A 16,234-nucleotide genomic window follows, 5' to 3' on the forward strand; every position below is an offset into this window, starting at 1 on the left:
GCTTGCGGCGAACGTCACGACGTGCCCGCCTGCAGCCCGGCAAGAGCAAGGGCCGCGACCGCGGCCCCGCTGTCCGATTTGTTATTCGATCGTTTTGGTCGCGCGGTTGGTGACGCTTTCCGGGAAGGTGACGCCCATCTTGGCGGCCGCGGCCTTGTTAATCACGAGATCGGTGCCGGCTGCAACGCGAACCGCGATGTCGCCGGGCTTTTCGCCCTTCAGGACACGAGCGACGACTTCGCCGGTCTGTTTGCCCACGTCGAAATAGTTGAAGCCGAGGGCTGCGAGCGCGCCGCGAGAAACGGAATCCGTGTCGCCTGCATAAAGCGGAATCTTCGCTTCCTCAGCAACGCCGACGGCGGCTTCGAAGGCAGAAACGATCGTGTTGTCGGTCGGAATGTAGATTACATCAGCACGGCCGACGAGTGCACGTGTCGCACCCTGTACTTCCGCCGACTTGGTGGCGACGGATTCGACGACCGTCAGGCCGGCCTTCTCGGCTTCAGCCTTGAGAGCTGCAAGCGTCGAGACGGAGTTGGCTTCGGCGGAGTTGTAGATGAAGCCGATCGACTTGGCGTTCGGCGTGATTTCCTTGATGAGCGCGACATGGTCGGCAACCGGCGACATGTCCGAAAGGCCGGTAACGTTTCCGCCGGGCTTTTCCATGTCCTTGACGAGCTGCGCGCCGAGCGGATCGGAAACGGCGGTAAAGACAACCGGAATGTCGCGGGTGGCAGCGACCACGGCCTGGGCGGACGGCGTGGAGATCGGCACGATAACAGTCGGGGCGTCGCCCACGAACTGGCGTGCGATCTGCGCGGCCGTGCCCGGATTGCCCTGGGCCGACTCGTAGACGAATTTCAGGTTTTCGCCGTCCTTGTAGCCGGCTTCGGCAAGCGCCTCCTTGATACCATCGCGCGCCGCATCGAGAGCGGGATGTTCGACGATTGCGGTAACCGCAACGGTCACGTCCTCGGCCTTGGCAGGCAGGACGATCGCAGTGGCTGCAAACAGGGCGAGCAGAATTGCACGCATGGGGTAACCTCCGGGATTTTGTTTTATCCGGTCTTCTTATGGAAGCGACCGGTCAAAATCAATCGCGCAGGCCGAAGACACGTCAGACCTTAGTCGTCCTCGCCGTGGCCCACGATCATCATCGCCTCGAAAGCGAGGCGCTCGGTCTTGCGCATGCGCTCGGACTCCGACTTCAGCTGGCCGCAAGCAGCAAGGATATCGCGACCGCGCGGAGTGCGGATCGGCGAGGCATAGCCGGCCTGGTTAACGAAGTCCGCGAACTTCTCGATCTGCGCCCAGTCGGAACACTGGTAGTTGGTGCCGGGCCACGGATTGAACGGTATGAGATTGATCTTCGCAGGAACCCCCTTGAGGAGCTGCACCAGCGCCTTGGCGTCCTCAAGACTGTCGTTCACGTCCTTCAGCATCACATATTCGAAGGTGATGCGGCGGGCATTCGAAAGGCCGGGATACTTCCGGCAGGCGTCGATCAGTTCTTTCAGCGGATACTTCTTGTTGATCGGCACCAGCATGTCGCGCAACTCGTCGCGCACGGCGTGCAGAGAGATTGCCAGCATGCAGCCGATCTCCTCTCCGGTACGGAAGATTTCGGGCACGACGCCGGATGTGGAAAGCGTGATACGCCGCTTCGAAAGTGACAGGCCGTCGCCATCCGAGGCGATCAGCAAGGCCTGCTTGACGTTCTCAAAATTGTAGAGCGGCTCGCCCATGCCCATCATGACGATGTTGGTGATCTTGCGATCGCTGGAAGGCACCATGGCACCGACAGGCACGTCGCGATCGGGGAAATCGCCCAGACGGTCGCGGGCGAGCAGAAGCTGCGAAAGAATTTCCTCCGCCGTCAGGTTGCGCACCAGCCGCTGCGTGCCGGTGTGGCAGAAGGAACAGGTGAGCGAACAGCCGACCTGGCTGGAAATGCAAAGCGTTCCACGGCCTTCCTCGGGGATGTAGACGGTCTCGACCTCGACGGGCCGGCCGGCCCCGCGCGCGGGATAGCGCAGCAGCCACTTGCGGGTGCCATCGTTGGAGACCTGTTCCTCGACGATCTCCGGGCGGGCAATGGTGAAATGCGTCTTCAGCATTTCACGCATGTCCTTGGCGACATTGGTCATCGCGTCGAAGTCGGAAACGCCGCGCACGTAGAGCCAGTTCCACAGCTGGCTGACGCGCATCTTGACCTGCCGTTCCGCCACACCCTTTTCGCGCAGGGCTGCCGCCATGTCCTCCCGGCTGAGGCCGATCAGGGACGGTTTCTCGGACAGCCTTGCCGGCCCGGGCGCCGCCGGTGCAACATCACGTGCGATCACATTTTCCATGACGGCCATGCCGCTCAACCTTCCTGACCCAATGCGCCGATCAAGCGACCGCCTTAAAAGCGGGCGCTTTCGATCGCTTCGATGCACCTAAGGCATGTCGGGCAAACGTGTCGATCGGTTTTGCAATCACGACATGCGAAAAACACGAAACCGAAGCGCAGGATGCTATCCGCAGGATCGCGACACGCTTCAGAAAAATCCGCAGGCGCGCAAATTTGTGCGGACCTTCCGGCTCGGGTCGCGCCTTTAGCAGTTTTTTTGCCCTGCGTCACGCCGAATATGAGGCTTCCCCGAAACGCGAAAAGCCGGCTTCCGCCGGCCCTTCGTGCACAGCCCTTGTCGGGCCGGACTTACTTGCAGCCTTCGATCTTTTTCAGCGCAGCCGAAATACCCGAAAGCGAATAGGTATAGGCAGTTCCGGTTCCACGGGCCGAGGTCGCCTTGACCGTCATCGAATGACCCGTCTTCATCGCCGCAACCAGCGCCGGTTCCTCGGCGGCATTTTCCACCCAGGCCGAAGTGTCCTTCACAAACATCACGAAATTCTTGTTGTCGACCGTGACGTTAACCTTCGAGTTCTCTTTCAACGGATAGCCCATCATGGCCTGAGGCTCATAGGAAATGTTCTGGCCGGGGCGCTGGGATATGACAAAAAAGATATCCCCATGATTGACGGCAGGCGGCTGCTTGTCGGTCGGCACCGACAATACATAGCAGACCGTTCCGCTATTCGACTTGTAAGAATAGGCACCCCAGGCCTTGAACTGCTCGATGCGAGTGGGCGACTGGGCAGCAGCGATGCCGCCGCTTGCCAGGATGATTGCCACTGCGGTTACGGTACTTCTTGCGAACATGTCTTCCTGCCGGTTGTGTTTCCATCCATCGCCCGATCGGGGAGATCGGGATATTTTTCGTCGAAACCTGATTCAGTTTGACTTAATTTAGGTTACCAAACCGTCAACGCCGCGATGTTTCTTGTCGCAGGTCGCTGCACAGTCTTGGTTTCCGTATATGACCGGGCCATGGGGAGATGTTTACCGCACCATCCCTCCCGATGATTTGATCTAGATTCAAGAAATCGGGCAAGAGTTGGGCTGCATGCGTCTTTGTTCGCCGACCTTCGCAGTCCGGATTTTTCATCCGGCCCGTTTCAGTCGCTCAGGCGGCGTCCTGCGCCGAGGGATTGTCCGCGAGCATCCGGTCCGCCGCCATGTAATGCCGTTCATTGATATGCCCGCTGATCAGCGCAATCGCCGTCGTCAGCACCGCGATATCGTCGGTGAATCCGATAAGGGCGAACATGTCCGGGATCGTGTCGAGCGGCAACACGAAATAACCGAGCGCGGCAAGGAGGATGCCACGCACCCGCAAGGGCGTTTCCCGGTCGGTCGCACAATAGAACGAAGCGACGACGTCACGCGAGAACGGGATCTGTCGCAACGCCCTCTTCAGCGTCGGCCAGAATTTCGCGCGGACATTCTCCTCCTGCCTCGCCTGCGTTTCCTCGTCACCGGGCAGCAGGATCTCGCCGATTTTGATATCGTCCATGCCTTCATGATCCTCGTGTTTAGACACGATCAAAATATGGTGAATGGCGAGATGAAATCAATCGGCCGGCAACAGACGGTCGATCGCCTCCGCCATTTTGAAGTCCAGCGCACTCAGGCCCGAGACGGCATGGGTGGAAAGAATGATGTCGACGCGGTTATAGACGTTGAACCATTCCGGATGGTGATCGATCTTTTCCGCAAGCAGGGCGCAGCGGGTCATGAAGGCGAAGGCTTCGCTGAAGTCCCTGAAGCGGAAGCTGCGGCTGATTGCGGCCCCATCCCGTCCGAGTTCCCACCCCCGTCGTTCCGCAAGCATCGTATCGATTGCAGCTGGGTCCAGTTTTTCGTATTTCATGGCAGCGATACCTCCTCGATCAGGGCCTGGATGACTGCGTTCCCAATCCTTTTCGTCTGCCTCGGCAATATCTGCCGCTCGCCTTTGGCCGAAGGCATCTTTCGCCATCTGGCCGGGCAGCGCGGCCTCGCCTCTTCCTATCCGGCCGATTCAGCCGGAACGGGCGGCTGGCACATCGGCCAACCGCCGGACCATCGTTCCATGAAAGTGGCCCTCGGTCACGGGATAGATATTTCCGACCTTCGCGCGCGGCGCGTCGACCCATCAGATTTCAAGCGGTCCGGCCTGATTCTGGCTATGGACAAGAACAATCTCGCCCATCTGCGAAAGATGGCACCATCCGGATGCCAAAGCGATATCGCACTGTTCGGCGACTATGGGTTCGCGGACGGAACGGAGATCCCAGACCCCTATTACGGCGGTCTTGCGGACTTCGAACGGGTCTACAGCATGCTCTTGACCGGCTGCAGTTCCATTTTGGAAAAACTGGAAGCGGCCCGGGCCTCGTGAAGAGGGAAGACCTCTTCCGTCAGGTAAGGACCGCCGCCGACCGATTCCTTCGACGACAGCAGCACGAAGCGCGTGACGGTAAAGGGAGCCGTATGGAAATCGCCGCGGCCGGCGAGGTAATGCACGACATCGTCGACACGCGCCGACTTGAGGCGCGCGAGCGTCACATGCGGCGTGAACTTTCGCGGATCCGGCGGCAGGCCTATGCGCTGGCAGATTCGTTCGATTTCCGCCTGCAAGGCATACATCTCCGGAGCGGGAGACACGCCGGCCCAGACCGAATGCGGTTTCTTCGATCCGAAAGAACCGATGCCATTGAGACTGAGCTGGAATTCGGGACGGTCGATACGGTCGAGTCGGTCGACGATCTCGTCGGCGGTGCGACCATCCACATCGCCGATGAAGCGAAGAGTGATGTGGTAATTCTCCACATCGATCCATCGGGCACCGGGAAGACCACCGCGCAGAAGGGAGAGGCTTAATGCCGCATTGCGCGGAATTTCGAGGGCAGTAAATAATCTCGGCATAGCGAGCTCCCCGAATCTTTTTGCAGATGCTCATAGCGAATCACGCAATGGGCATGCGTGCAAGCTATTATTTCGGCTTGTCCTTAATCGTTTTGAGGAAGCTCTCCGTGACCGGCAGCATGCGCTCGACCATGGTCGCCACACCCTTTGCATTCGGATGCATTCCGTCCTCCAATTGCAGTGCCGCCTGAGCGGCAACGCCATCGAGAACAAAGGGATAGAAGGCAAGCGCGTATTTTTCCGCAAGCCTCGGATAGATGCGGTTGAAACGCTGGGCATAGTCCTCGCCCATGTTGGGGGGCGCAAGCATCCCGACCAGCAACACCGGAATGCCGCGCCCTTTAAGCCGGCTAATGATTGCCTCGAGATTTCGTTCCGTCTCTTCCGGAGCGACACCGCGCAGGGCATCGTTTGCACCAAGTTCCAGGATCACACCGCTCGTACCATCGGGTACGGACCAGTCGACGCGGGAAAGCCCCGCCGAGGTCGTGTCACCCGAGACACCCGCATTGGCGATGACGACGTCATGCCCCCGCGCGACCAGCGCCGCCTCGAGACGGGCCGGCAACGCATCCTCCTGCGGCAATTGATAGCCCGCCATCAGGCTGTCGCCGAAGCCGACAAGCTGCAGGGACTCGGCCGACGCGAAAGACGCGAGCGGGAACATCCCGCCCAGGATCACGGCTAAATGAAGAAGAGCGGCTTTAAATCTCATTGTGCCTTTCCTAAATTGGCGGGGCCGATGACGGTGCGCGGCGGCCTCTTCGCGCCAATCTATATAAGGCGGGCAAGCGTGAGAAAAACCATCATCGAACTCAAGAAGGCCGATCTGACGCTCGGAAGCGCCGCAGCCTCGGTGCATGTGCTGAAGAATATAGACCTTGCCATCTCCCAGGGTGAATCGGTTGGCATCGTCGGTCCCTCGGGTTCGGGAAAGTCCACCCTGTTGATGGTGCTCGCCGGACTGGAACGGCTCGACAGCGGCGAAATCAACGTCAACGGCGAACCGCTGCATCGCCTTGGGGAAGATGCGCTCGCCGATTTCCGCGGAAGGAACATCGGCATCGTTTTTCAGTCCTTTCACCTGATCGCCAACATGACCGCGCTTGAGAACGTGGCGGTTCCGCTGGAACTTGCGAACACGCGGAATCCCTTCGATATCGCGCGGAAGGAACTTCAGGCCGTTGGCCTCGGCGAACGCCTGGATCACTATCCCGGGCAGCTTTCGGGCGGCGAACAGCAGCGCGTCGCCATAGCACGCGCCCTTGCCCCTTCGCCGGCCGTGCTGATCGCGGATGAACCGACGGGAAATCTCGACGTGGAAACCGGCCGCCAGATTGCCGATCTCCTGTTTGCCAAGCAGGCAGAACGCGGCATGACGCTGGTGCTGGTCACCCACGATCCGGCGCTCGCCGACCGCTGCTCCCGCCAAGTGCGCGTCGCCTCCGGGCGCATCGCCGCCGATCTCGTGGGTGACAAAAGACAGCCGGAACGGCAGCCGGCATGAAGGACTTTACATCACGGCTCGGCATCGCCTTTCGAATAGCACTTCGGGAACTGCGCGGCGGCTTGAAAGGCTTTTACATCTTCCTCGCCTGCATCGCGCTCGGCACCGGGGCCATCGCGGCGGTAAATTCCGTCTCCACCGCGATTACCGATTCCATTTCCTCCGAAGGCCGCACCCTCCTTGCCGGAGACGTCCGCTTCGAACTGACCAATCGCGAGGCGAACGGCGAAGAGATGCGCTTCCTGGAAGGCCTGGGAAAGGTATCCGCTTCGACGGTGCTGCGTTCGATGGCCCGCCTGCCGGACGGATCGGATCAGTCGCTGGTTGAGGTCAAGGCCGTCGATGAGGCCTATCCCCTCTATGGCGCCCTCGTCACCGAGCCGCCCCTATCGATACTCGACCTCCTTGCCTTGAAAGACGGAGCCTATGGCGCCGTCGCAGCACCCCTGCTTCTGGAAAGGCTCGGCCTGTCGGTCGGCCAGGAGATCCTTGTCGGAAAAGCCCGCTTCAGGATCACCGGCGCCATCGTCAACGAACCGGATTCCATTTCCGACGGCTTCGGCTTCGCCCCGCGTCTCCTGACCAGCCGGGATGCGCTCAGGGCAACCGGCCTTATCGAAACCGGCAGCCTCGTCGAACACGCCTACAAAGTCCGCTATAACGACCCGGCACCCGGACCGGAGGACGTGCGTCAAAGAGCGCAGAAGGAATTGCCGAATGCCGGCTGGTCTATCCGCACCAGCGACCGCGCCGCTCCGTCGCTCACGGAGAATATAGACCGTTTCTCGCAGTTCCTGACGCTGGTCGGCCTGACGGCCTTGGTGGTCGGCGGCGTCGGCGTCGCCAATGCCGTGCGTGCCTTCCTCGATTGCAAGCGCACGGTGATCGCAACGCTGAAATGCCTCGGCGCCCCGGCCTCGGTGGTGGTGATGGTCTATCTCTTCCAGATCGCCATCGTCGCCGCGATCGGTATCGGCATCGGTCTCCTGCTCGGCGCCATCGCCCCGATCATTGCCGCAAGCTATCTGGCCGGCATCCTGCCGATCTCTCCGGACCCCCGGCTTTATCCCGGAGCCCTGCTGCTTGCGGCCGTATTCGGCATGCTGGTGACACTCGCCTTCGCGATCCTGCCGCTGGGTCACGCCCGCAAGGTCCCGGCGACGGCACTTTTCCGGGAACAGGGCTTTGAGGCACGCGGGCTTCCGGCATGGCCTTACGTCGCAGCGACCGCGCTGGCGCTGGCCGCGTTGGCGGCGCTTGCGATTTTCACGTCCGACGACCGTCGCATTGCAGCAATCTTTCTCGTGGCGATGGCCGCCGGTTTCCTCCTCCTAAGGCTTGTCGCGCTGCTGATCGCCTTCCTCGCCCGGCGCAGCCCGCATATGCCGTCCCCGGCGCTCCGGCTCGCCGTTGGAAACATACACCGGCCCGGCGCATTGACGCCGGCAGTGACGCTTTCGCTCGGGCTTGGTCTCAGCCTGCTTGTGGCGCTTGCTCTGATCGACGGCAACCTGCGCAAGGAACTAACCGGAAACCTGCCGGAAAGGGCGCCCAACTTTTTCTTCGTCGATATCCAGAAGGCCGACCTCGACGGTTTCCGCTCGATCCTGCAGCAGCGGGCGCCGAAGGGAAATATCGTCGAAGTTCCTATGCTCAGGGGTCGCATCCTCGCCTTCAACGGCACCGACGTTACCAAAATGCAGGTCCCTCCGGAGGGGCGCTGGGTGCTGCGCGGCGACCGTGGAATCACCTATTCCGCCGATCTGCCGGAGAACGCCTCCGTTACGGAAGGAAGCTGGTGGCCGGCCGGTTATACCGGGGAACCGCTTGTATCCTTCTCCGCCGAGGAAGCGCGAGAACTCGGCCTGAAACTCGGCGACACCGTTACAGTCAACGTGCTGGGACGAAACATCACCGCCAGAATTGCCAATTTCCGCAAGGTGGAATGGGAGTCGCTGTCGATCAACTTCGTCATGGTCTTTTCTCCCCACACCTTTGCCGGTGCGCCGCATGCCTGGCTGGCGACATTGACCGATCCGGGCGCCACGACCTCGGACGAGGCGGCAATCCTGAAAGCCGTCACGCAGACCTATCCGACCATTACCAGCGTTCGGGTCAAGGATGCGCTTGACGTCGTCGACCGGCTGGTCGGACAGCTCGCAACCGCGATCCGGGCCGCGGCAGCGATTGCGTTGATCGCTTCGGTCCTGGTGCTCTCCGGCGCGCTCGCCGCCGGCAATCGCGCCCGCACCCACGATGCAGTCGTGCTGAAGACGCTTGGGGCAACGCGGGCGATGCTGATCCGGGCATTTACCTACGAATACCTGCTGCTCGGCGCTGCGACCGCTATCTTCGCACTCATTGCCGGCGGCGTCGTCGCCTGGTTCGTCCTCGCCAGGATCATGAAACTGCCCTCCTCCTTCCTGCCCGATGTCGCGCTCATGACACTGGTGATCGCCCTGGCGACGACGATCGGCATCGGCCTTGCCGGCACCTGGCGCATACTCGGGCAGAAGGCCGCACCCGTGCTGCGTGAACTCTGAGGCAGGCCGTTTACCAAGGCGCGTAATGATTACGCCTTTTTAACCTGGGCGGGACTTGTCGCGGGCCACGATAAATCTCATATTATCCACAGGCATGCTGAGCTCCGCAGCGGCGCCCGGGCGTATTGCCCGACACCGTAACATCCATCGGAGCTTGAAAAGAGGAAACAATGTCTGAACTCCGCAACTACCAGAGTCGCGTGGGCCAGAATGGCGCCCAGTCGGCCGCGATGATCGATGAAGGCCTTCGCGCCTACATGCTGAAGGTCTACAACCTGATGGCTCTCGGTCTCGCGATCACCGGTATTGCTGCATTCGTCACCTTCCAGATGGCGGTCGGCAGCGACGGCCAGTTGACCGCCTTCGGCCAGGCGATCTATTTCAGCGCCCTGAAATGGGTGGTGATCTTTGCCCCTGTCGCGCTCGTGTTCTTCATGAGCTTCAGGATTAACTCGATGAGCGTTCCCGCCGCCCAGACAACCTTCTGGGTTTATGCTGCGCTGATGGGTCTCTCGCTATCGTCGATTTTCCTGGTCTATACCGGTTCCAGCATCGTCCAGACCTTCTTCGTGACGGCCGCGTCCTTCGGCGCCCTGTCGCTCTATGGTTACACAACCAAGCGTGACCTCTCGGCCATGGGTTCGTTCCTGATCATGGGTCTGTTCGGCCTGATCATCGCTTCGCTGGTGAATATCTTCCTGGCCTCCTCGGCCCTGGAATTCGCCATCTCTGTGATCGGCGTCCTGATCTTCGCAGGCCTGACGGCCTACGACACCCAGAGCATCAAGGAATCCTATTATGAGGCCGATGGGGCGGAAATGGCCGGCCGCAAGGCGATCATGGGCGCTTTGCAGCTCTACCTCGACTTCATCAACCTCTTCCTGTTCCTCCTCCGTTTCCTCGGCAACCGCGAGTAACGGACGGAACATCGAACAGCGTCACATTCGGCGCCGTTTCGCTCAGTTTGAAGAAGCCCCGCCAATCGGCGGGGCTTTTTGTTGAGATTAGTGCCCTCGGCGTCTCCCGGGGATGTCCGACGGGCATCGGAAAAGTTTGGAGAGCGAGCCTGAAAGGTCGCGATGCACTTCAGGAGCCCAAAAAAAAGCCTCCGGCGCAAACCGGAGGCTTTTCAAAGATTAAGGGCTGGCGATCCGAAATCGCCGCACGCAAGGCAAGCTTTACGCCGCCTCTTCTTCCGGTGCGTCGTCTTCCTCGATCGTCTTGCCGCGCTTGGGACCCTTGGCAAGGTTCACTTCGACGAGACGGACAGCTTCGGTTTCCGACATCTTGTTCACGGCCGCGATTTCGCGAGCCATGCGATCGAGAGCGGCTTCGTAGAGCTGACGCTCGGAATAGGACTGCTCCGGCTGGTTTTCGGCGCGATAAAGATCGCGAACCACTTCGGCGATCGAGATCAGGTCGCCGGAATTGATCTTCGCATCATATTCCTGGGCGCGACGCGACCACATCGTGCGCTTCACGCGCGCCTTGCCTTGAACGACCTTCAGGGCGCGATCGACGAAATCGGTTTCGGACAGCTTGCGCATGCCGATGCTCACAGCTTTCGCGACCGGAACCTTCAGCCGCATCTTGTCCTTTTCGAAGTCGATCACGAAAAGCTCAAGCTTCATGCCTGCTACTTCTTGCTCTTCGATGGCGGTAATGGTACCGACACCATGTGCCGGGTAGACGATCGACTCGCCGGTCTTGAAGCCGTGGCGAGTCGGAGATTTCTTCTGCTGGGTCGTCATTCGTTTCAAAAACTCCCTGTTATGCTCCCGGCAAGATGCCGGCGCCGGGTCGGTCAGGCCCGGATGAGACGGGGGAAACCGTCGGGTCACTCCATCCTGATCCAGCCCGTCACACGCAAACACAACCTTCTTCGCGACAGCGACCCGACAGTCAAATGTCGTTAATGTCACGGAACCCGCGGAGGATGATGAGTTTGCTTTCGTGATGGTTCAGGGCATGCTAATGCCGCAAAGTGGAACAGTTCCGACAATCTATCACAAAAAACTGAGGAAATCAATATTTTACTGCCACGTCGCCTTAAATGCCGCGACGCAGACTTGACCCGGCCCTAAATGCGGCGAATCACCGACGAAGGGGAGTATCAGGCGAGCGCTCCCCGATCCGCTCCCTCAGTCTCCCTGCCCTGGCTTGGGCGAGAAGTACATCTCGTACTTTCCTTCGACGCCATCCATCTCCTTGGCTTCCGGCAATGGATCGCGCTTGACCGTGATGTTCGGCCAGATCTTGGCATATTCGGTATTGATCTGCAGCCACTTGTCGAGACCCGGCTCGGTATCCGGCTTGATCGCCTCAGCAGGACATTCGGGCTCGCAGACGCCGCAATCGATGCATTCATCGGGATGAATGACGAGGAAGTTCTCGCCCTCATAGAAACAGTCGACCGGGCAGACCTCCACGCAATCGGTGTATTTGCAGCGGATGCAATTGTCGGTGACAATATAGGTCATTGCGGCACTCCAAAAGCTCGTTTTCCGCGCGAGGACGGTGACGACCGCGTGCCCGCGCAAATTTGGGTTCAGACCACGGCTGAACGCACTCGTTTAACCAATGGGAGGATCGGTCGGACGGCTTGTCAGCTACTGCGTTATTGGCGCTATAGCAAGGATAAACAATCCTGAAAATAGCCACAGACACACACAGTTTTCTAATGGGAGACTTCAAGGTTCGTCCGGTCGCAGCCGGTCGATTGCCCGTCGCTCCTTTTTGGTGGGGCGGCCGCTTCCGGAAGAACGCACCGCCTGCTCCAGCGCGCTGATGCGTTCCGGTTCCGGTGGCGTCTGGTCCTCATAGAGTTGGCGGGCCTCTTCGTAGGGCCCGCGCCGCTCGCCCGGCTTCAAGACCACCACAACGAGATCGCGCCGCTCCAGCGCGATCTCAAGGCGATCTCCGGGCTTCAGGAGGTGGCTGGGCTGGCGCACGCTCACGCCATTGACCTTGACATGCCCGGCAGACACCCGCTCCTGCGCCAGCGTCCGAGACTTGAGTATCCGCGCAAAGAACAGCCACTTGTCGATACGCTGGCGCGAACCGGAAGGTGGCTGTTGATCGGCGGACGTCACTTCTTCATCTGCTCCTTCAGAGCAGCGAGCTTCGCAAAGGGCGAATCCGGATCGATCGGCTTTTCCTTTCGCGGAGGCTTGGCCTCAAAACGGGCAGGCTGCGACTTGTTGTCGCGTTCGGGCCGGTTGGGCCGGTCCTTGCGCTCGCCCCGATCCGGACGACCGCCGTCCGACTTCTGGCCGAAACCGCCGCGTCCGCCCTCCTTGCCCTTGGGTTTTCCGCCATGGCGTTCGTCGTCGCGGCGACGGTCGTCACGGCGGGCTTCGCCGCGGCCTTCGGCCGGTGCGCGATTGCCGCCATGCCCGCGCCGGTCGCCACCGGGACGCGCGCCACGCTGATTGTCGTTACGACCGCCCGGACGCCACAGGAGAACCGGCTTCGGCTCTGCAGGCGCAGCCTCGTCGGCGGAAGTTGATGCCTCGACGGCGATAGCGGTTTCCGCTTCGCCGGCAGACGTGGCAATCGCCTCGTCCGTGCTTGCCGTCTCATCCTGCGTCGCATCGGCACTCTGCTCGTCCCCGGAGGAAATCTCTTCCGGAGCCGCCTCGCCATCCGCGACGACTTCACCTGCCGGCGCGGCATCCGCTGGAGACTGGGCTGCAAGGAAGGCAGCCGCTTCTTCCGCGGTCACGCTGTCGGCGCGATAGCCAAGGCCCTTCAGGATTTCTTCCATGTCGTCAGGCGTCGCACCGAGAATCGACAGCATGGCGGTGGTGGTCGTAAAACGGCGGCCGTCATAGGCGCCGTCCGGACGCGGGGTCGCGCCGGGCTTCCACTGCAGCAGCGGCCGGATGAGATCGGCCAGACGCTCGAGAATGTCGATCCGCACGGCCCGCTTCCCGAGGAAGCGGAAGCCGGCGAGCTTGTAGAACATCCGCTCGAAGCTCGCATCGGTCACCACGGACGTACGGCCGGCGGCAAGAACCGGAATCAAGTCGCCGTAGCCGGGCTTGTCGAGGCCGTCATTCTTCAGCGCCCAGAGAAGGGTGATGAGCTCCGCCGGAGCCGGCTTCAAAAGCGCCGGCATGAAGATGTGGTAGGCGCCGAAACGCACCCCATAGCGGCGCATCGAGGCGCGCGCATCCTGGTCGAGCGACTTCACGTCGTCGGAAACGTCGCGGCGGAACAGCACGCCGAGGTTTTCGACGAGCTGGAAAGCCAGTCCCTTGGCGAGCCCCTGAAGATCCTCGGCGCGCGAAAGATCGTCGAGAGGCTTCAGAACCGTCGAGATGTGATGATTAACGAAGCGCTCGATGCGGGCAACCACATGATCGCGCGCATTGCCGGTCAACTGCTCGTCTGCAAGCAGAATGACACGCGGATGCAGGATGTGGTCGCTGCCCGTCAGCCGCGCGACGGGATCCCCGAGCCAGCGAACCAGACCTTCCGAACTGATCGCAAGATCGTTGTTGCCGGAAGCATGCAGCCTTGCCGCCCTTGCCTCGAATTCGAGACCAAGCGCCCTCTGCGCCGCGGCCTGCACGGCCTTGGCGTCCGGCCCCTCGGTTCCCGAAATGGGCGTGAACCGAAAACCGGCGAGCTGCCCCATGTGATGTCCCTCCACGAAGACATCGCCGTTCACACTGATTTCAGCTTCCAACATCGCATTCTCTCTCAAGCGCTTCATGAGCACAGATGTCCTGCGATCAACAAAGCGTTTCGTCAACCGTTCATGTAGCGCATCGGACAATCGGTCTTCGATTTCCCGCGTCTTTTCTTGCCAGTGTGTCGGATCGGCAAGCCAGCCGGGCCTGTTCGACACATAGGTCCATGTCCTGATCTGGGCGATTCGCGCGGAAAGCGTGTCGATTTCACCATCGGTGCGATCGGCGCGTTTCACCTGTTCGGCCAGGAAATCCTCGTTCACCGTGCCATGCCTGACGAGATCCGAAAAGAGGCTTTGGATCAGATCTGCATGCTGCGCCGGCGTGATTCGGCGATAATCCGGCAGCGCACAGGCCTCCCAGAGCTTTTCGACCCGCGCCGGCGTGTTCGCGAGATCGATGACTTCCGGATAGCGGGCAAGGAAATCCAGCGCCTGCTGATCGATAGCCGGCAATGCACGTGTCAGTCCCTCGATGCGGGGCGCCGCTTCCAGGCTGCGCTGTAACGCCGTGATCGAGGAAAAATCGAAGGCGGCGGTGCGCCACTGCAAAACCTTCACAGTATCGAATTCATGTCCTTCGAGGCGCTCAACGAGTTCGTCGTCGAAGGGATCGACCCGTCCCGTCACCCCGAAAGTACCGTCCTTGAGATGCCGGCCGGCACGTCCCGCAATCTGCCCGAGTTCCGTGGGATTGAGATTGCGGAACTGGTAACCATCGAACTTGCGGTCCTGAGCGAAGGCAACGTGGTCGACGTCGAGATTGAGACCCATGCCGATGGCGTCGGTCGCGACGAGATATTCGACGTCGCCCGCCTGATAGAGCCCTACCTGTGCATTGCGGGTACGTGGGCTGAGCGCCCCGAGCACCACGGCGGCACCGCCCCGCTGGCGCCGGATGAGTTCGGCGATGGCGTAGACCTCGTCTGCCGAGAAGGCGACAATGGCGGTCCGCTGCGGCAGGCGGGTGATTTTCTTCTGCCCAGCATAGAAAAGCTGCGACAGACGCGGCCTCTCGATGACGGTAATGCCCGGCAGCAATTGCAGGAGAATCGGCTTCATCGTACCGGAGCCGAGAAGCAGCGTCTCGTCGCGCCCGCGAAGATGCAGCAGTCGGTCGGTGAAGATGTGCCCGCGCTCGAGATCGCCGGCAAGCTGGATCTCGTCGATCGCCACGAAGGAGGCCTTGGTCTCCCGCGGCATCGCCTCAACCGTGCAGACGGAAAAACGGGCATTCGGCGGCGCGATCTTTTCTTCGCCCGTCACCAGCGCGACATGCTGGGCACCGACGCGCTCGACAAGCCGCGTATAGACTTCACGGGCGAGCAGCCGCAGCGGCAGGCCGATGATCCCGGAACCATGGGCGACCATGCGGTCGATGGCGAAATGGGTCTTGCCGGTATTGGTCGGCCCCAGCACAGCAGTGACGCCGCGGCCGCTCAGGATCATGGGTTGCGAATTCAATTACCGCTCCGGACTGCAAATGGCCGCCGGCAGGAACGAAAATCCGACCCGCAAACCTCGCCCACACATGGCGACGAACGCCGCCAAAGGCAAGGCCGATCATCGCCAAACTCCGAAAAGCGATGTGTTTTGGAAGACAAAAGCGCGCATTTTTCCGATTCCGGAACAGGCTGCGAACGAATCGGCGACGAATCGACGACTCCAGCGGATTCAGTATTTGTTCACGGCTACATATCGTCGGACTCTTGCCGGACTCCCACGAAATGCTGAATCAAATCATGAAGTTCCTGCTTTAAGGCAATCAGTTTGCTGGCAAAGCGGAGAATCGGAGAACTTCCGTCTGTCAATAGCGTTTCTGCCGGCGAGGTTGACACGAAATAAAACTTCCCCGCCACCGGCAGAATGGATCAGCAGAAGGAACGGCTATAACTTCGTTCTGCTCTACGTCATCGTCATGGCTCCCGTCTTCTGGCAGGTCTTTGGTCCCGACATCTGCTGGCAAGGAAGGACGGTAGCCTGTCCGTTGCCGGGCCATCATCCCTGGAAGCTGGCCCTTGCCGGCCAGTTTCTTTCGGCTGAAACCGTCGTCGCCTGCACGCCGAACACCTGCATATGCCGGAAATTCCCCTGGTTTGCCGCACTGTTGCAAGGGAAACGGCGCGATGGAACAAACTTGCCCACGCCGCGTTGAAGGCCCAGGCAGAACCGAGCTTTGCATCTGAATGGGGAGG

At 60.7% G+C, this 16,234-nt stretch carries 16 protein-coding genes; 5 read left to right on the top strand and 11 right to left on the bottom strand.

The window, feature by feature from the left end; all coding sequences use genetic code 11:
* Positions 1–81: 81 nt before the first annotated feature.
* The 5 genes from ACLBKR_RS17270 to ACLBKR_RS17290 all read right to left on the bottom strand — a co-directional run bounded on the left by ACLBKR_RS17270 (position 82) and on the right by ACLBKR_RS17290 (position 4,256).
* Positions 82–1,035, bottom strand: a complete 954-nt coding sequence (locus tag ACLBKR_RS17270) for an ABC transporter substrate-binding protein (RefSeq protein ID WP_113447435.1) — start codon at positions 1,033–1,035, stop codon at positions 82–84.
* Between the two features lie 89 nt (positions 1,036–1,124).
* Entirely contained in the window at positions 1,125–2,351 is a 1,227-nt protein-coding gene (gene rlmN / locus ACLBKR_RS17275; RefSeq protein WP_414901814.1) for a 23S rRNA (adenine(2503)-C(2))-methyltransferase RlmN, read from the bottom strand.
* A 350-nt stretch (positions 2,352–2,701) separates the two neighbouring features.
* On the bottom strand, positions 2,702–3,205 hold the full coding sequence (locus tag ACLBKR_RS17280; RefSeq protein ID WP_112830459.1) for an invasion associated locus B family protein: 504 nt from the start codon (positions 3,203–3,205) through the stop codon (positions 2,702–2,704).
* A 304-nt stretch (positions 3,206–3,509) separates the two neighbouring features.
* Positions 3,510–3,899, bottom strand: coding sequence for a YkvA family protein (locus ACLBKR_RS17285; RefSeq protein WP_113447436.1), 390 nt, complete (start codon positions 3,897–3,899; stop codon positions 3,510–3,512).
* Positions 3,900–3,956: 57 nt separating this feature from the next.
* Positions 3,957–4,256, bottom strand: coding sequence for a 4a-hydroxytetrahydrobiopterin dehydratase (locus ACLBKR_RS17290; RefSeq protein ID WP_113447437.1), 300 nt, complete (start codon positions 4,254–4,256; stop codon positions 3,957–3,959).
* Between the two features lie 30 nt (positions 4,257–4,286).
* On the opposite strand from ACLBKR_RS17290, the gene ACLBKR_RS17295 reads away from it, so the two are divergent.
* Positions 4,287–4,766: a low molecular weight protein-tyrosine-phosphatase gene (locus ACLBKR_RS17295; protein ID WP_113425493.1), complete on the top strand. Its 480-nt coding sequence runs from the start codon at positions 4,287–4,289 to the stop codon at positions 4,764–4,766.
* Here the strand turns inward: ACLBKR_RS17295 and thpR are convergent.
* Complete coding sequence (gene thpR, locus ACLBKR_RS17300) at positions 4,700–5,293, bottom strand: RNA 2',3'-cyclic phosphodiesterase (RefSeq protein ID WP_113338158.1); 594 nt, start codon at positions 5,291–5,293, stop codon at positions 4,700–4,702. The genes ACLBKR_RS17295 and thpR overlap by 67 nt on opposite strands.
* Before the next feature lie 67 nt (positions 5,294–5,360).
* Positions 5,361–6,008, bottom strand: a complete 648-nt coding sequence (locus ACLBKR_RS17305) for an arylesterase (RefSeq protein ID WP_113447438.1) — start codon at positions 6,006–6,008, stop codon at positions 5,361–5,363.
* Positions 6,009–6,086: 78 nt separating this feature from the next.
* Here ACLBKR_RS17305 and ACLBKR_RS17310 point away from each other — a divergent pair, with 78 nt between their 5' ends.
* The 3 genes from ACLBKR_RS17310 to ACLBKR_RS17320 all read left to right on the top strand — a co-directional run bounded on the left by ACLBKR_RS17310 (position 6,087) and on the right by ACLBKR_RS17320 (position 10,260).
* Positions 6,087–6,800: an ABC transporter ATP-binding protein gene (locus ACLBKR_RS17310; RefSeq protein WP_112830709.1), complete on the top strand. Its 714-nt coding sequence runs from the start codon at positions 6,087–6,089 to the stop codon at positions 6,798–6,800.
* Complete coding sequence (locus tag ACLBKR_RS17315; RefSeq protein WP_414899796.1) at positions 6,797–9,343, top strand: ABC transporter permease; 2,547 nt, start codon at positions 6,797–6,799, stop codon at positions 9,341–9,343. The genes ACLBKR_RS17310 and ACLBKR_RS17315 overlap by 4 nt, the downstream gene beginning before the upstream one ends.
* A 170-nt stretch (positions 9,344–9,513) precedes the next feature.
* Positions 9,514–10,260: a Bax inhibitor-1/YccA family protein gene (locus tag ACLBKR_RS17320; protein ID WP_112830466.1), complete on the top strand. Its 747-nt coding sequence runs from the start codon at positions 9,514–9,516 to the stop codon at positions 10,258–10,260.
* 261 nt (positions 10,261–10,521) lie between these two features.
* On the opposite strand, the gene ACLBKR_RS17325 is transcribed toward ACLBKR_RS17320, so the two are convergent.
* From ACLBKR_RS17325 to ACLBKR_RS17340, 4 genes are all read right to left on the bottom strand, one after another.
* Positions 10,522–11,094: a CarD family transcriptional regulator gene (locus ACLBKR_RS17325; RefSeq protein WP_112830467.1), complete on the bottom strand. Its 573-nt coding sequence runs from the start codon at positions 11,092–11,094 to the stop codon at positions 10,522–10,524.
* A 390-nt stretch (positions 11,095–11,484) separates the two neighbouring features.
* Complete coding sequence (fdxA, locus tag ACLBKR_RS17330) at positions 11,485–11,823, bottom strand: ferredoxin FdxA (protein WP_112830468.1); 339 nt, start codon at positions 11,821–11,823, stop codon at positions 11,485–11,487.
* A 210-nt stretch (positions 11,824–12,033) separates the two neighbouring features.
* Complete coding sequence (locus ACLBKR_RS17335) at positions 12,034–12,435, bottom strand: RNA-binding S4 domain-containing protein (RefSeq protein ID WP_112830469.1); 402 nt, start codon at positions 12,433–12,435, stop codon at positions 12,034–12,036.
* Positions 12,432–15,488, bottom strand: coding sequence for a helicase-related protein (locus ACLBKR_RS17340; protein WP_113447440.1), 3,057 nt, complete (start codon positions 15,486–15,488; stop codon positions 12,432–12,434). Before ACLBKR_RS17340 ends, ACLBKR_RS17335 begins: the two co-directional genes overlap by 4 nt.
* On the opposite strand from ACLBKR_RS17340, the gene ACLBKR_RS17345 reads away from it, so the two are divergent.
* Positions 15,487–16,194, top strand: coding sequence for a hypothetical protein (locus ACLBKR_RS17345; protein WP_162759170.1), 708 nt, complete (start codon positions 15,487–15,489; stop codon positions 16,192–16,194). The two genes, ACLBKR_RS17340 and ACLBKR_RS17345, sit on opposite strands and share 2 nt — an antisense overlap.
* The last annotated feature ends 40 nt before the right edge of the window (positions 16,195–16,234 follow it).

The organism is Paenirhizobium cremeum (assembly GCF_047553425.1).
In the GTDB taxonomy this organism is placed as follows: domain Bacteria; phylum Pseudomonadota; class Alphaproteobacteria; order Rhizobiales; family Rhizobiaceae; genus Allorhizobium; species Allorhizobium cremeum.

Coding starts and splice junctions, on each gene's coding strand:
- ACLBKR_RS17270 (WP_113447435.1), bottom strand. CDS start 1,035: ATGCGTGCAATTCTGCTCGCCCTGTTTGCAGCCACTGCGATCGTCCTG.
- rlmN (WP_414901814.1), bottom strand. CDS start 2,351: ATGGAAAATGTGATCGCACGTGATGTTGCACCGGCGGCGCCCGGGCCG.
- ACLBKR_RS17280 (WP_112830459.1), bottom strand. CDS start 3,205: ATGTTCGCAAGAAGTACCGTAACCGCAGTGGCAATCATCCTGGCAAGC.
- ACLBKR_RS17285 (WP_113447436.1), bottom strand. CDS start 3,899: ATGGACGATATCAAAATCGGCGAGATCCTGCTGCCCGGTGACGAGGAA.
- ACLBKR_RS17290 (WP_113447437.1), bottom strand. CDS start 4,256: ATGAAATACGAAAAACTGGACCCAGCTGCAATCGATACGATGCTTGCG.
- ACLBKR_RS17295 (WP_113425493.1), top strand. CDS start 4,287: ATGACTGCGTTCCCAATCCTTTTCGTCTGCCTCGGCAATATCTGCCGC.
- thpR (WP_113338158.1), bottom strand. CDS start 5,293: ATGCCGAGATTATTTACTGCCCTCGAAATTCCGCGCAATGCGGCATTA.
- ACLBKR_RS17305 (WP_113447438.1), bottom strand. CDS start 6,008: ATGAGATTTAAAGCCGCTCTTCTTCATTTAGCCGTGATCCTGGGCGGG.
- ACLBKR_RS17315 (WP_414899796.1), top strand. CDS start 6,797: ATGAAGGACTTTACATCACGGCTCGGCATCGCCTTTCGAATAGCACTT.
- ACLBKR_RS17320 (WP_112830466.1), top strand. CDS start 9,514: ATGTCTGAACTCCGCAACTACCAGAGTCGCGTGGGCCAGAATGGCGCC.
- ACLBKR_RS17325 (WP_112830467.1), bottom strand. CDS start 11,094: ATGACGACCCAGCAGAAGAAATCTCCGACTCGCCACGGCTTCAAGACC.
- fdxA (WP_112830468.1), bottom strand. CDS start 11,823: ATGACCTATATTGTCACCGACAATTGCATCCGCTGCAAATACACCGAT.
- ACLBKR_RS17345 (WP_162759170.1), top strand. CDS start 15,487: ATGGGTTGCGAATTCAATTACCGCTCCGGACTGCAAATGGCCGCCGGC.
- ACLBKR_RS17340 (WP_113447440.1), bottom strand. CDS start 15,488: ATGATCCTGAGCGGCCGCGGCGTCACTGCTGTGCTGGGGCCGACCAAT.